Here is a 12,471-nt window from a genome sequence, read left to right on the forward strand (position 1 = left end):
ATATGAAATTCTTTCGCAGTACCGAATTCATCATTGCCTGTGTGCTTCTCCTCGCAATGATCACTATTGGCCTTATTAATCCAGCCTTCTGGTCACTGGATAATATTTTTGGCCTCCTTCGCTCCAATGTCGTGATCGGCATCATGGCGCTCGGTGTTTTGCTGGTGATGATTTCCGGCGGCATCGATGTCTCGTTCACCGCCTTCGCCATCGCGGCCATGTACCTGACCGTCCGCGCTATGGTTTACTTTGGCTATGATGGGGTTTTCATCCCATTTGTAGCGGCAACGCTTATCGGCCTGCTGCTTGGGGCATTCAACGGCTTCATCATTCACCGTTTCAAGATGATCCCACTGATCGTGACGCTTGGCACCGGCTCCATTGTACGCGGCCTTGTGTTGGGTCTCGTCGGCACCAGCATCGTTAATATCAACAAAATGCCGAAAGAACTCATTGAGTTTGGTAAGACGGATGTGATTTCGCTGACATCAGCCACAGGCACCACGTTCGGCCTGACAGCGATGTTCGTTGTGTATCTCGCAATCGCTCTGATGATCCATCTGATCCTCAGCCATACAATGATCGGGCGAAGCGTCTATGCCTATGGTGGCTCACCGGAAGCAGCCAAGCGCGTTGGCTTCAACACACGCCGCACAATTTTCTTCGTTTATTGCGTGGCTGGTGCGCTTGCAGGCTTTGCAGGGCTTCTGCATTCATCAATGATCTGGCTTGCCAATCCGCGTGATTTTGTCGGTCTGGAACTCGATGTCATTGCAGCCGTGGTTCTAGGTGGTGCCTCCATCTTTGGCGGTCGCGGCACCGTACTTGGCACCCTCATGGGCGTTTTCATGCTCGTGATGGTCAAAAACTCTCTCATCATCATGAAGGTCGATACCACATGGCAGCGCGTCGTGGTCGGTCTTATCATCATCGCAGCTACCGCCATTACAGCATGGCGCGATCGCAAAAGCATCGCCTGAACGGAGAAAGCGACATGAAAAAGTCTTTCGACATGCGCCGCATCCTTGGCGCAGACAACAATATCATCCAGCTCATTGTCATCACGATCATCGTATTCGCACTAATGACGTGGATGAATCCAGACAAGTTCCTGCGTTATTATAATTTTGAATCCATCAGCTATATCATGCCGGAGCTTGGCATCCTTTCCATCGCCATGATGATTGCAATGCTGACCGGCGGCATTGATCTTTCTGTTGTCGGGATTGCAAATCTGGCAGGTATTGTGGCCGGGGTTTATTTCCATTCAAGCATGGTGCAGGCGGCGCAGACATCTGGCTCCAGCATGCTGTTCTACACGATTATCGGAATCCTGATCGCTATGCTAATCGGACTTTTAGCCGGGCTGGTGAATGGCCTGCTGATCGCGAAACTCCGCATTACGCCAATTCTTGCGACTCTCGGTACGGGTCAGGTCCTGATGGGACTGGCGCTGGTGCTCACAGGTGGACCTGCAATCGTCGGTTTCCCCGAAGCGTGGAACTGGGTTGGCAATGGCAAGATCATGGGCATAGCTACGCCATTCCTGCTGTTCATCGCTGTTTGTTTTGTTGTCGGAGTTCTGCTGACTCGTACCACGCTCGGCATCAATCTGATGCTGATCGGCACCAATCCGCGTGCAGCAGTTTTTGCGGGTATCCGCAAAGAGCGCATGATCCTTTATTCCTACATGCTGAGTGGCGTTCTCGCTTCGCTTGCCGGGATCATCCTATCGGGACGCACCAATGCGGCCAAGTCTGACTACGGCGCATCCTATCTGTTGCAGGCGGTTTTGATTGCAGTGCTTGGTGGCACCAATCCGGCTGGCGGTAAAGGGCGTGTGCTTGGCATCGCAATTGCACTCGTCGCCCTGATGCTTCTTTCCTCCGGCTTTCAGATGATGCGGTTCTCCAACCATTTGATCGACTTCATCTGGGGCGCATTCCTCATCATCGTTATCGCGATTAACGCTTCGCGCAATCAAGGCAGGTGATCCCAAATGGCGGATATTGAATTTCATCTTCGTCGTCAGAATTTTACTGAGCAGCCACATGTCATTGCCAGTGCAGACGGACTGAGTGTTACAGCGTTTCGCTATCCAAGCAGCATCGAAGCGCTACTGATCGAAAACGAACGTGGCAATCTCATCGTGCTGCCTTTTATGGGACAGATGGTGTGGGGTGCGGAATTTGACGGTGTCGATCTCACGATGGGTAACAGCTTCTCCATGCCACGCCCTGCGACCACTATTGTAGAAACCTATGGCTGCTTTGCTTTTCATAGCGGCATTTTGCGCAATGGATGCCCTTCGCCGCAGGACGATCACCTTCTGCATGGCGAAATGGCTTGTGCGAAGATGGACAAGGCAGGGCTTTTGTTCGGCAATGACGAACGCGGTGCTTATGTCGAACTCACTGGAGAATATGAATACGTGATGGGCTTTGGCGCGCATTATCTTGCCCGCCCGAGCATTCGTCTCCATGCACAGGATACGCTTTTCGACATCACAATGGACGTTGAAAACCTGTCATCGGCACCAATGGAGCTCATGTATATGTGCCACGTCAACTTCGCCTATGACGAAGCTGCGCGTATCATTCAGCCAGTTGGCTTCTCACCCGATCACGTTGAGGTTCGCACTGCCGTTCCAGGGCATATAACGCCTAATGACGATTACCTGGCCTTGATCAATCACCTGGCCGCCGATCCGTCAGCGATGGAAGTGCTGGACGAGCCAGAACGCTACGATCCTGAGCAGGTTTTCTACATTCGCGATCTGCCGAGCGACGCTCTTGGTCAAACGCATCAAATGATGCAACTCACCGATGGTGATGGCTTTGCGATCTCCTATCCTGTTGAGGCTTTCCCAAAAACCGTGCGGTGGGTTCTTGTCAACGGTGATGCGCAGGTTGCAGCTTTTGCTCTACCATCGACCTGTGAGCCGGAAGGTTATCTCGCTGAAAAAGCCAAAAACAATTTGCGGGCATTGGCATCGGGTGAGCGTGCCATCTTCCCTGTGCGCGTTGGCTATCTCGATCAGTCCGCCGCAAAACAATTTGAAGCCAAAATCAGGGCACTCTGAATTTTCCAAGGAGACGTCTTATGACCAGAAAGATCGGAGTGGTGGGGTCCAACATGGTGGATCTCATCACCTATGTGAACCGTATGCCCGGCCCTGGCGAAACGCTTGAAGCACCAACGTTCGAGATCGGTTGCGGTGGCAAGGGTGCTAATCAAGCCGTTGCAGCGGCGCGACTGGGTGCCGACGTCTTGATCGTAACGCGGGTTGGCGATGATGTCTTTGCTGACAACACTATCCGCAACCTCAACAGCTTCGGCGTTGATACGCGACACGTCGTAAAGGTTGCTGGCAAATCGAGCGGTGTGGCACCTATTTTCGTAGAACCTTCAGGCGAAAACTCGATCCTCATCGTCAAGGGCGCTAATGCCGATCTTCTGCCTGCAGAAGTGGATAAGGCTGCAAACGATCTGAAAGGATGCGGCCTCATTCTCATGCAGATGGAAGTGCCGGTCGAGACGGTATATCACACAATCGCTTTTGCTGCCGAACACGGAATTGAGACCATTCTCAATCCAGCACCTGCTGCTGCAAATATTGATCCAGAGCTTATTCGGCAGGTAACATTTCTTGTTCCCAATGAGAGCGAGCTTGCGCTTCTCTCCGGTCTGCCAACAGATACCGACGATCAGATTGTCATTGCTGCCCGATCACTGATCGCGCGGGGCATTCGTACCGTTATCGTGACGCTTGGTGGACGTGGTGCACGCATGATCACCGCAAGCGAGACCGTCAATATTCTGCCAGTCAAAGTGACACCGAAAGATACAACCGGCGCAGGGGATGCCTTTATCGGCTCGTTTGCTCGATTTTATGCTCAGAACGGTGATGTGGAAGCGTCGCTCAGAAAAGCTTCACTTTATGCAGCCCACTCCATCACCCGACCCGGAACACAAAAAGCCTATGCCAGTGCAGATGAATTTGAAGCGTTCTGCCGCATCCACGCGCCAGAACCTTCATGAACCCTACAGACGGACAATAAAATGAGTGAAACTTTTCCCCGCAATACTGGCACATCGCTCAAGCCTGACTGGTTTGAAGATGTTGTTGTGAACCGAAGTGCATCGGAGCGGCGCGCTTCAACGCTCGCTGCACGTCGTTCGATCAAGAAAGAATATCAGGCCGCATGGCTTGTGCGCGCAATCCAGTGCATTGATCTCACCACACTTGCCGGTGACGATACCGAAGGCCGTGTGCGCAGGCTCTGCGCCAAGGCACGGCGTCCGGTTCGTGATGATATTCTTGAAGCACTGGGCTTGGCTGATGCGGGCATCACCACGGGTGCGGTCTGCGTTTATCCAACCATGGTGCCACATGCGGTTAAGGCGCTGGAAGGCTCTGGTATTCCTGTGGCATCCGTTGCAACCGGCTTTCCGGCAGGGTTGACGCCCTTGCCCCTTAGACTGGCCGAGATCACCTATGCGGTTGAGCAGGGTGCCGATGAGATCGACATCGTCATCACCCGCGAACATGTTCTGACACAGAACTGGTCAGCGCTTTATGATGAGATTGCCGCCATGCGTGAAGCCTGTGGCGATGCGCATATGAAAGCCATTCTTGCGACCGGCGATCTCAACACGCTCACCAACGTCTATCGCGCTTCGATGGTTGCGATGCAGGCGGGGTCTGACTTCATCAAGACCTCGACCGGCAAGGAAGATGTCAATGCAACGCTGCCTGTCAGTCTGACCATGGTTCGCGCCTTGCGCGATTATGGCGAGTTGTCGGGCCAGATCGTTGGCTTCAAGCCAGCCGGTGGCCTGAAATCCGCAAAGGATGCACTCGCCTGGCTGACTTTGATGAAAGAGGAACTCGGCAATCGCTGGCTCCAACCGGATTTGTTCCGCCTGGGTGCCTCGTCGATGCTCGGCGATATTGAACGGCAATTGGAGCACTTTGTGACCGGACGCTATTCGAGCGCCAACCGTCATGCCGCTGCGTAAGGAAGAGTTAAAATGCGACCCATCAAGGACATCCTGAAGACCATGGAATATGGACCTTCCCCTGAAGCAAACGGCGATGTGAAGCAGTGGCTGGAACAGCATGGCCGTTCTTTTGGTCATTATATTAATGGCACTTTCGTCAAGCCTGAAGGCAACAAAATCATTGCTGTGAGCAATCCTGCCAATGGTGATAAGCTTGCAGAGATTACACTCGGCACGGAACATGATGTCGACCAGGCTGTGAAAGCGGCACGCAGCGCTTTTGGCAAATGGTCCAAACTCTCCGGTCATGAACGCGCCAAATTTCTCTACGCCATCGCCCGGCATATCCAGAAGCGCGAACGCTTTTTGTCGGTTCTCGAAACCATGGACAATGGCAAGCCGCTGCGCGAGACCCGCGACATCGATATTCCACTGGCTGTCCGCCATTTCTATCATCATGCCGGTTGGGCAGAGATGGTGGACGATGAGTTCAAAGGCTTCTCGCCTGTGGGTGTCTGCGCTCAGGTAATCCCTTGGAACTTCCCGCTTTTGATGTTGGCATGGAAGATCGCGCCTGCACTCGCTGCGGGCAATACCGTGGTGTTAAAGCCTGCCGATCTCACACCCCTCACAGCCATTGCCTTCGCAGAAATCTGCCATGAAGTTGGTCTGCCTGCGGGTGTGGTCAATATCGTGCAGGGCAATGGCACAACAGGTGCGAGCGTCTGCGGTCATGATGGCGTCGATAAGGTTGCCTTCACCGGCTCAACACAGGTAGGCCGCATCATCCGTGAACAGATTGCCGGTTCTGGCAAGAAGCTTTCGCTGGAACTTGGTGGCAAGTCGCCGTTCATCGTGTTTGAAGATGCTGATCTTGATGCCGCCGTTGAAGGTGTGGTCGATGCGATCTGGTTTAATCAGGGCGAAGTCTGCTGTGCAGGTTCACGCCTCCTGGTGCAGGAAGGCATAGCCGATCGGTTCTATGCCAAGCTGAAAAAGCGTCTTGAAACACTGCGCGTTGGTGATCCGCTGGATAAATCCACCGATGTTGGCGCGATTGTCTCCCCTACTCAAGTCAAGCGGATTTCTGATCTCATTCAGAAAGGCGTTGAGGAAGGCGGTCAGCTTTGGCAGACCCCAAATCCTCTGCCTGCCAAAGGCAATTACATTGCGCCGGGTTTCTTTACCGAAGTCGATCAGGCGGCAACAGTTTGTCAGGTCGAAATCTTTGGCCCGATTGCAGCGGCCACAAGCTTCCGCACACCGGATGAAGCCGTAGCCCTTGCCAACAATACGCGTTACGGCCTTGCAGCTTCGATCTGGTCGGAAAACATCAATGTCGCGCTTGATCTTGCAGCCCGTGTGAAAGCTGGTGTCGTCTGGATCAACTGCACCAATATGCTTGATGCGGGTGCAGGCTTTGGCGGCTATCGCGAGAGTGGTTACGGTCGTGAAGGCGCACGCGAAGGCTTGTATGAATATCTCACCGCCGATTGGGAAAAGGCGCTGACCGCTCCCAAGGCGACCGAGGCCTTTATCCCATCCGCCTTGCCATCAGGCACGGACAAAATCGTCATCAATGGCATCGACCGCACGATGAAGAACTATATTGGCGGCAAGCAGGCGCGTCCTGATAGTGGTTACAGCTATTCGGTTACAGGCAAAGGTGGCGCTGTCACCGGTCAGGCGGGCATCAGCAACCGCAAAGACATTCGCAATGCGGTTGAGGCCGCAGCCAAGGCCTCAAGCTGGGGCAGTGCCACCGCGCATAACCGCGCGCAGGTGCTCTATTATCTTGGCGAAAACCTTGATGCTCGTCGCAATGACTTCATCAATGGCCTTGTTGAAAACACCGGCATCAGCGAAAAGAAAGCAGCCGACGAAGTCGAAGCATCGCTGCGCCGCATCTTTTATTACGCAGCGCAGGCCGACAAGTTCGATGGCGCGGTGCATGCCACCAAATCGCGCCATGTGACACTCGCCATGAACGAACCGTGGGGCGTGATGGGCATTGTCTGCCCGGATGAAGCGCCGCTTCTGTCGCTCATCTCGCTTGTGCTGCCTGCCATTGCAATGGGCAATCGCACTGTGGTTGTGCCTTCAAGCCGTCATCCGCTGATCGCTGGCGATTTCTATCAGCTGCTCGATACATCGGATGTGCCGGGCGGTGTCATCAACATCATCACCGGCGAGCGTGATCTGCTGACCAAGACCCTGGCCGAGCATGATGAAGTGGCAGCCCTTTGGTATTTTGGCTCCAAGGAAGGCAGTGGCATGGTCGAAAAGGCATCCGCAGGAAACCTGAAGGCCACATGGGTCAGCAATGGCCGTTTGCCAAACTGGGGCAACTCAACCGAAGCGCAGGGCCGCGATTACCTCAGAAGAGCAATCCAGGTTAAAAATATCTGGGTGCCATACGGCGCTTAAACAAACAAAGGCCCGGTTGAACGACCGGGCCTTCTATTTCTAATCAACCATTCATTTGCAAAGCATGACATTGAACGGTTCTGCCCACGTGTTTGATCCTAGGTTTTGATGGTGCACTTTTTTCCCATGCCTGGATGGATGCACTATGGGACACATTTTACACGGCAGCGCCACGCGATTTCCAGACTACCGGTGGTCAAGGACGACAAGCCGATGGCAGCAGGCAATCTTGATTGGCCAACAGGGGAAGAGCAGGCCGTAACGACGGGAGCGAATGTCTCGTTGTCATTATAACAAGAAAAAGCTGCCCGACCGCTTTGAGTGTCAGCCATATATTCAAATTATTCGAAAAGCTCATTCAGAAAGCTTTCTAAAATTGGATTAGTGTCTTTACGCAGCTTATAGATTATCTCCATTGGTGTATGAATGGTGAATATGTCAGCCGAGATGGAGCGTACTTTGTCTGCCGCCTCAAAACTGTAAGCGATATGGTCAGGCAGAAAGCCCAGGTACTGACCCGTGAGCAGAAACATCGCCGTACCCTCGACATTGCGCGCCACAGCTGAAGTAATATTGATGCCCTCACCGAGCACTTCCTTCAGGCGATCCAACTCAAAAGGACTTGGGGACACAAAGCGCTGTTCACTGAGAACACTGTTATCCGGCTTTTGCCGGGAATATAATAAATGCCCTTTACCGCAATACAATTTACTGACTTCGGTATACATCTCTTTGTAAACGAGCTGTTCTCGCTTAACGTGCCGGCGCGTATTCATTCCAATGTGAATCGTATCTTCAAGCAATGCGGTTTCCATGGTTGAAGAAGACATAATTGAGATACTGATCTCAACCTGTGGGGACTGAACCGACATTCTGCGTATTGCTGATATGAGCGGATTTGCGCTGTCTGATATTGTGTTATCAACTACACCTATGTGTATGCTGCCTCTGAGTTCAGAGTGAAGTCGATTTATCTTCGCCTTAAAGTCATCAATTGACTGAAAAAGCTTTTCAGCAGCTTCATAAACTTCCTTGCCACTCTCAGTTAATTCAAAACCAGCGCGACCACGAAGGCAGAGCTTTAATCCCAGGCGAGCTTCAAGGTCAGCCATATGTTTGCTGATCGCGGAACGACTGATGCCAAGTCGACCCTCAGCGGCGCTAAATCCACCAGCTTCCACTACCGCCATGAATACTCTTACAAGACGCAGATCAGCACTTTGCACTGAACCTGGAAACGACATGTGCGACATAAATAATCCCATTGAGGTGAATTTTTATTCACCTTAATGGGCGTAGATAGAGATTTAAAGTCCTTTATTGTTCATCTAAATTCCTTGTTACCAATTGTCCACGCGGGAAGTAGGCATTGTTCGGGAGGAACATCATGAAAGTAATTGTAGCGGCACTAACAACGCTTCTCACTGTAAACATCGGATCTACATCTGACGCCTTTTCTCAGGAAAGAACCATCAGGATCGCAACGGAAGGTGCATATGCGCCATGGAGCATCACCAAGCCTAATGGGCAACTTGACGGCTTCGAAGTTGATCTTGCAAAAGAAATTTGTAGCCGGCTGGAAGATCGATGCGAAATCGTCGCCCAAGATTGGGATGGAATGATCCCATCTTTGAATGGCGGCAAAATCGATGTCATCATGTCAGCAATGAGTATCACCGAGAAACGCAAAGAAGTTGTGGCATTCTCCGATATCTATATGCCAACCTCCTCTACCTTCATTGCATCTGAACACAATGAGCTCTCAAAACTCCCTGAAAAGGGTGTGTTAATAAACCTCGATAACAAGAACAAGGCTCTGGACGATGTCATCGCGACGTTAAAGCCACTCCTCAATGGAAAAGTCATAGGTGTTCAGGGTTCAACTACCAACACGACCCTTCTAGACGAATACTTTTCTGGGTCACCCGACATTCGTGAGTACAAAACTACTCAGGCGCATGATCTTGATCTCAGTTCAGGTCGGGTCGACGGCGTATTTGCAACAGTAACTGTCGCTAAATCTGCCTTAGAGAAGCCCGCTCTGCAAGGCTTCACAACGACTGGGCCGATCTTTAGCGGCGGCATACTTGGGCCAGGCGTCGCGGCTGCAATGCGAAAAGACGATAATAGTTTACGTACAAGCTACAATTCTGCACTCAGCGCTCTCATCGCTGACGGTACACTCAGCAAACTCTCCCTAAAATGGTTTGGCGCAGATCTGGCACCTCACTAGGCATAAATGAACGAGAATTGTCGAAATTCTAACGGTCTGCCACGAACTCATATTATTCCTGAAAAACGCGTCACAGCGATATCTTGGGCCCGATTAAAATGAACATAACAGACGGAATAAGAAATCCGCAGATTGATGATCAATCGTGGTGGCTGTCGGAAGCCCTGGCTCATCGAAGTTCTGATACGCCTACATGCGCGCCGTTAAAGAGCGAGATAGATGTCGACGTAGCGATAGTCGGAGGTGGTTTCACGGGTCTTTGGACTGCGCTTGCTGTTAAACAACGGCAGCCCGCGCTAAAAATTACCTTAATTGAGGCAAAAATTTGCGGTGCTGGCGCCAGTGGAAAGAATGGTGGTCTGGTCGGCGGTTACTGGGGGGCATTGCCATCAGTTGCAGCACGGTTGGGTGCAGATGTGGCAATTGAAATTGCTCAAGCTGGAACTCGAGCGCAGAATGCATTGCGTGAATATTCCCGCAATGCATTAAGCGATCTCTGGTGGCGCGAAGCGGGATCGGTCATGGTCGCAGCGTCAGCGGCTCAACTTAATACTGTTGAGGACGCAGCATTAGCGGCTGAACGTCTCGGCTACCCCGATTCCGCAAGATTGTTAAACGAAAATGAAGTTCAAGCAATTTGCAAGAACACTGCGTTTGGCCGGGGCATATACTATCCTGAGGGGGCGACTATTCATCCCGGCCGTTTGGTTCGCGAGCTCAGAGAACATGCACTCAGCCTCGGTATACGAGTTTTTGAAAACACACCAATGCTCGAGCTGAAACGTTCGTCTCCAAATTGCATTATGACACCCTCTGGCAAGGTGGTTGCAAAAGAGGTGGTATTGGCGACCAATACTGAACTCACGCGCCTCAAAGAAGTTTCACCATATGTGACCCTCTTTTCGAGTTACGCAGGCATGACAGCCTCCGCGCCCGAAGCGATAAGTCAATCCGGATGGGCTGGAGATCAGAGCCTAACGGATGCACGAATGTTCGTGCACTATTTTCGGAAAACTCCTGATAATCGCATTCTGATGGGATCTGGCTCTGGGCCGATAGCGTTTGGAGCTAACACAACGTCTCCTTCGCTCTACAAAGATAAAGCAACAGCGCTTAGAGTGGTGCAGGGAAAACGCAGACTGCTGCCAGAGTTCATAACTGTTCCAATGGAAAGTATCTGGGGCGGGCCGATCGATGTAGCGTCTGACCGTCTTCCCTATTTTGGCACAATTCCTGATACCCGGGTTCATTATGCGTGCGGATATTCCGGCCATGGAGTTAACCCCACTTATATTGGAGGGCAATGTCTGGCTTCTCTAGTGCTCAAACAGAAAGATTATTGGGCCACTTTACCGTTTTGTACTCGAGATCGGCCGACGTTCCCTGCAGAGCCATTTCGGTTTCTCGGTGGGCGAGCCATTCGTTGGGGCATCATATCGAAGGAAGATGCTGAAGATGTAAACGAGTCTCCTACGCTACATGCACGAGCGCTTGCCGCATTGCCCCGCGTTCTCGGATTGAAGGTTGGCACCCGATGATAGGTCTTTCCAGCAATTCACATGAAAAACTGCAACAACCACTCACAGCAGGTGTTACTATGATTACTCGTTTTGATGAAACCGACGTCCTGAGCAAGGTACTCGTCGCCAATGGCTTTGCTTTTCTTTCTGGGCTTACCCCCAAAGATCGTAATGGCGACGTTAAGACCCAAACACTTGATATTCTAAATCAGATTGACGGCTATCTTGCTAAAGCAGGGACTAACAAATCGAAGCTTGTGAGTGTAAATATTTGGCTCAAAAATATCGATCACTTTGATGATATGAACGAAGCGTGGAAATCCTGGATTGATCCTTCAGCACTCCCTGCACGGGCAACCGTTGAAGCGCGACTGGCCGACGAGGATATTTTAGTTGAGATCATGGCAAAAGCGCTCGTTTAGAAACTGAATATCGCATTCAATATCTAAAATTCCACGCTAGCCAAGTTTTTCTCGGGCAACACTGCCCGAGAGCGAGGACGTAGCATTTGTCGATCGATCACCCAGTGGAGATTGCTCTTAGATATGTTGCACCAATGCAAAATAGGCAATCTACGGAAGTCAGATCCACATCTTAGCAGGAAGACGTGGCTCAATCTCCAGAGTGCCAGTCAAGAATCGCCCGCGACCGGATATGCACCTAGAATTAGTTCGGGCTAGCACCTTTCGCAGTCTCAATAGCGAGCTGCAGAACGCTTCAGTGCACTCCTGTTTTTTTATGTATTAGTCCAGCTCCAATGGCCATTTCTGAGCGCCATGAATAACAGTAATAATTTCTACTACCCTGGACTGTAATCTGTATGCGATAACATAAGGAATATCTGCGAATGCATATTCGCGGGTGCCTTTTATACGACCCGGCCGCCCCATCGAGGGATAACTTGCTAAATTATCCACTGCCGAGACAATGCGCGTCACAATTTGAGCAGCAGCGTCGGGATTGTCTTTTGCTATATAGGCACCTATCTGGTCGAGCCGACGAATGGCGCGGCGCGTCCAGCGTAAAGTAGGAGCAGTCATGCGCGACGACCAGCCCCAACATACTTCGCTATGACGCTGCCCAGCTCTTCCGAAGTAGCGAATTCATGGCGATCCGCTTCTGCGATTCCTGCTTGAATCTCCGCTAATTGCCATTCTTCCCGGACCACATAGTCTTCGATAGCTTGTGCGGCAAGATAAGCACGTGATCTATCAGACAGCGCGGCGATTTTATCGAGTTTTCTGGCGACGTCGTCCTGCACACGGACCGTAAACGCAGCAGTCATGA

General features: G+C 51.6%; 12 protein-coding genes. 9 read left to right on the forward strand and 3 right to left on the reverse strand.

Features of this window, described 5'->3' with window-relative positions:
* Positions 1 to 2: 2 nt before the first annotated feature.
* From ACOZHT_RS20725 to ACOZHT_RS20750, 6 genes are read left to right on the forward strand one after another with little or no spacing between them, the layout of a single operon-like run.
* Positions 3 to 980, forward strand: a complete 978-nt coding sequence (locus ACOZHT_RS20725; protein ID WP_339510620.1) for an ABC transporter permease — start codon at positions 3 to 5, stop codon at positions 978 to 980.
* Between the two features lie 14 nt (positions 981 to 994).
* The gene (locus ACOZHT_RS20730) at positions 995 to 1,993 is read left to right on the forward strand and encodes an ABC transporter permease (RefSeq protein WP_339510618.1); all 999 of its coding nucleotides are present in this window, start codon (positions 995 to 997) and stop codon (positions 1,991 to 1,993) included.
* 6 nt (positions 1,994 to 1,999) lie between these two features.
* Complete coding sequence (locus ACOZHT_RS20735) at positions 2,000 to 3,082, forward strand: aldose 1-epimerase family protein (RefSeq protein ID WP_421566478.1); 1,083 nt, start codon at positions 2,000 to 2,002, stop codon at positions 3,080 to 3,082.
* A 20-nt stretch (positions 3,083 to 3,102) separates the two neighbouring features.
* Positions 3,103 to 4,041 (forward strand): ribokinase, encoded by a 939-nt coding sequence (gene rbsK, locus ACOZHT_RS20740; RefSeq protein WP_421566479.1) that lies wholly within the window; start codon positions 3,103 to 3,105, stop codon positions 4,039 to 4,041.
* A gap of 21 nt (positions 4,042 to 4,062) precedes the next feature.
* Positions 4,063 to 5,022, forward strand: a complete 960-nt coding sequence (gene deoC / locus ACOZHT_RS20745; protein ID WP_421566480.1) for a deoxyribose-phosphate aldolase — start codon at positions 4,063 to 4,065, stop codon at positions 5,020 to 5,022.
* A gap of 12 nt (positions 5,023 to 5,034) precedes the next feature.
* Positions 5,035 to 7,431, forward strand: a complete 2,397-nt coding sequence (locus tag ACOZHT_RS20750) for an aldehyde dehydrogenase family protein (protein WP_421566481.1) — start codon at positions 5,035 to 5,037, stop codon at positions 7,429 to 7,431.
* Between the two features lie 341 nt (positions 7,432 to 7,772).
* Here ACOZHT_RS20750 and ACOZHT_RS20755 read toward each other — a convergent pair whose 3' ends face one another.
* Positions 7,773 to 8,684 (reverse strand): LysR family transcriptional regulator, encoded by a 912-nt coding sequence (locus ACOZHT_RS20755; protein WP_421566482.1) that lies wholly within the window; start codon positions 8,682 to 8,684, stop codon positions 7,773 to 7,775.
* Positions 8,685 to 8,818: 134 nt separating this feature from the next.
* Between ACOZHT_RS20755 and ACOZHT_RS20760 the strand changes: the two genes are divergently transcribed.
* The 3 genes from ACOZHT_RS20760 to ACOZHT_RS20770 all read left to right on the forward strand — a co-directional run bounded on the left by ACOZHT_RS20760 (position 8,819) and on the right by ACOZHT_RS20770 (position 11,606).
* Positions 8,819 to 9,664: a transporter substrate-binding domain-containing protein gene (locus ACOZHT_RS20760; RefSeq protein ID WP_421566483.1), complete on the forward strand. Its 846-nt coding sequence runs from the start codon at positions 8,819 to 8,821 to the stop codon at positions 9,662 to 9,664.
* Between the two features lie 98 nt (positions 9,665 to 9,762).
* Positions 9,763 to 11,202 (forward strand): NAD(P)/FAD-dependent oxidoreductase, encoded by a 1,440-nt coding sequence (locus tag ACOZHT_RS20765; RefSeq protein ID WP_421566484.1) that lies wholly within the window; start codon positions 9,763 to 9,765, stop codon positions 11,200 to 11,202.
* On the forward strand, positions 11,199 to 11,606 hold the full coding sequence (locus tag ACOZHT_RS20770; protein ID WP_421566485.1) for a RidA family protein: 408 nt from the start codon (positions 11,199 to 11,201) through the stop codon (positions 11,604 to 11,606). Before ACOZHT_RS20765 ends, ACOZHT_RS20770 begins: the two co-directional genes overlap by 4 nt.
* 321 nt (positions 11,607 to 11,927) lie before the next feature.
* Here the strand turns inward: ACOZHT_RS20770 and ACOZHT_RS20775 are convergent, their stop codons facing one another.
* Both ACOZHT_RS20775 and ACOZHT_RS20780 read right to left on the reverse strand, forming a co-directional pair.
* Positions 11,928 to 12,224: a type II toxin-antitoxin system RelE/ParE family toxin gene (locus ACOZHT_RS20775; RefSeq protein ID WP_421566486.1), complete on the reverse strand. Its 297-nt coding sequence runs from the start codon at positions 12,222 to 12,224 to the stop codon at positions 11,928 to 11,930.
* Entirely contained in the window at positions 12,221 to 12,469 is a 249-nt protein-coding gene (locus ACOZHT_RS20780) for a CopG family ribbon-helix-helix protein (RefSeq protein WP_421566487.1), read from the reverse strand. Before ACOZHT_RS20780 ends, ACOZHT_RS20775 begins: the two co-directional genes overlap by 4 nt.
* Positions 12,470 to 12,471: the final 2 nt, after the last annotated feature.

Source organism: Ochrobactrum sp. EDr1-4 (genome assembly GCF_049199085.1).
Lineage (GTDB): Bacteria > Pseudomonadota > Alphaproteobacteria > Rhizobiales > Rhizobiaceae > Brucella.

Excerpts from the sequence above, each read along its gene's own strand:
- ACOZHT_RS20750 (WP_421566481.1), top strand. The coding sequence starts at position 5,035 with ATGCGACCCATCAAGGACATCCTGAAGACCATGGAATATGGACCTTCC.
- ACOZHT_RS20765 (WP_421566484.1), top strand. The coding sequence starts at position 9,763 with ATGAACATAACAGACGGAATAAGAAATCCGCAGATTGATGATCAATCG.
- ACOZHT_RS20755 (WP_421566482.1), bottom strand. The coding sequence starts at position 8,684 with ATGTCGCACATGTCGTTTCCAGGTTCAGTGCAAAGTGCTGATCTGCGT.
- ACOZHT_RS20775 (WP_421566486.1), bottom strand. The coding sequence starts at position 12,224 with ATGACTGCTCCTACTTTACGCTGGACGCGCCGCGCCATTCGTCGGCTC.
- ACOZHT_RS20780 (WP_421566487.1), bottom strand. The coding sequence starts at position 12,469 with ATGACTGCTGCGTTTACGGTCCGTGTGCAGGACGACGTCGCCAGAAAA.
- rbsK (WP_421566479.1), top strand. The coding sequence starts at position 3,103 with ATGACCAGAAAGATCGGAGTGGTGGGGTCCAACATGGTGGATCTCATC.
- ACOZHT_RS20730 (WP_339510618.1), top strand. The coding sequence starts at position 995 with ATGAAAAAGTCTTTCGACATGCGCCGCATCCTTGGCGCAGACAACAAT.
- deoC (WP_421566480.1), top strand. The coding sequence starts at position 4,063 with ATGAGTGAAACTTTTCCCCGCAATACTGGCACATCGCTCAAGCCTGAC.
- ACOZHT_RS20725 (WP_339510620.1), top strand. The coding sequence starts at position 3 with ATGAAATTCTTTCGCAGTACCGAATTCATCATTGCCTGTGTGCTTCTC.
- ACOZHT_RS20760 (WP_421566483.1), top strand. The coding sequence starts at position 8,819 with ATGAAAGTAATTGTAGCGGCACTAACAACGCTTCTCACTGTAAACATC.
- ACOZHT_RS20735 (WP_421566478.1), top strand. The coding sequence starts at position 2,000 with ATGGCGGATATTGAATTTCATCTTCGTCGTCAGAATTTTACTGAGCAG.
- ACOZHT_RS20770 (WP_421566485.1), top strand. The coding sequence starts at position 11,199 with ATGATAGGTCTTTCCAGCAATTCACATGAAAAACTGCAACAACCACTC.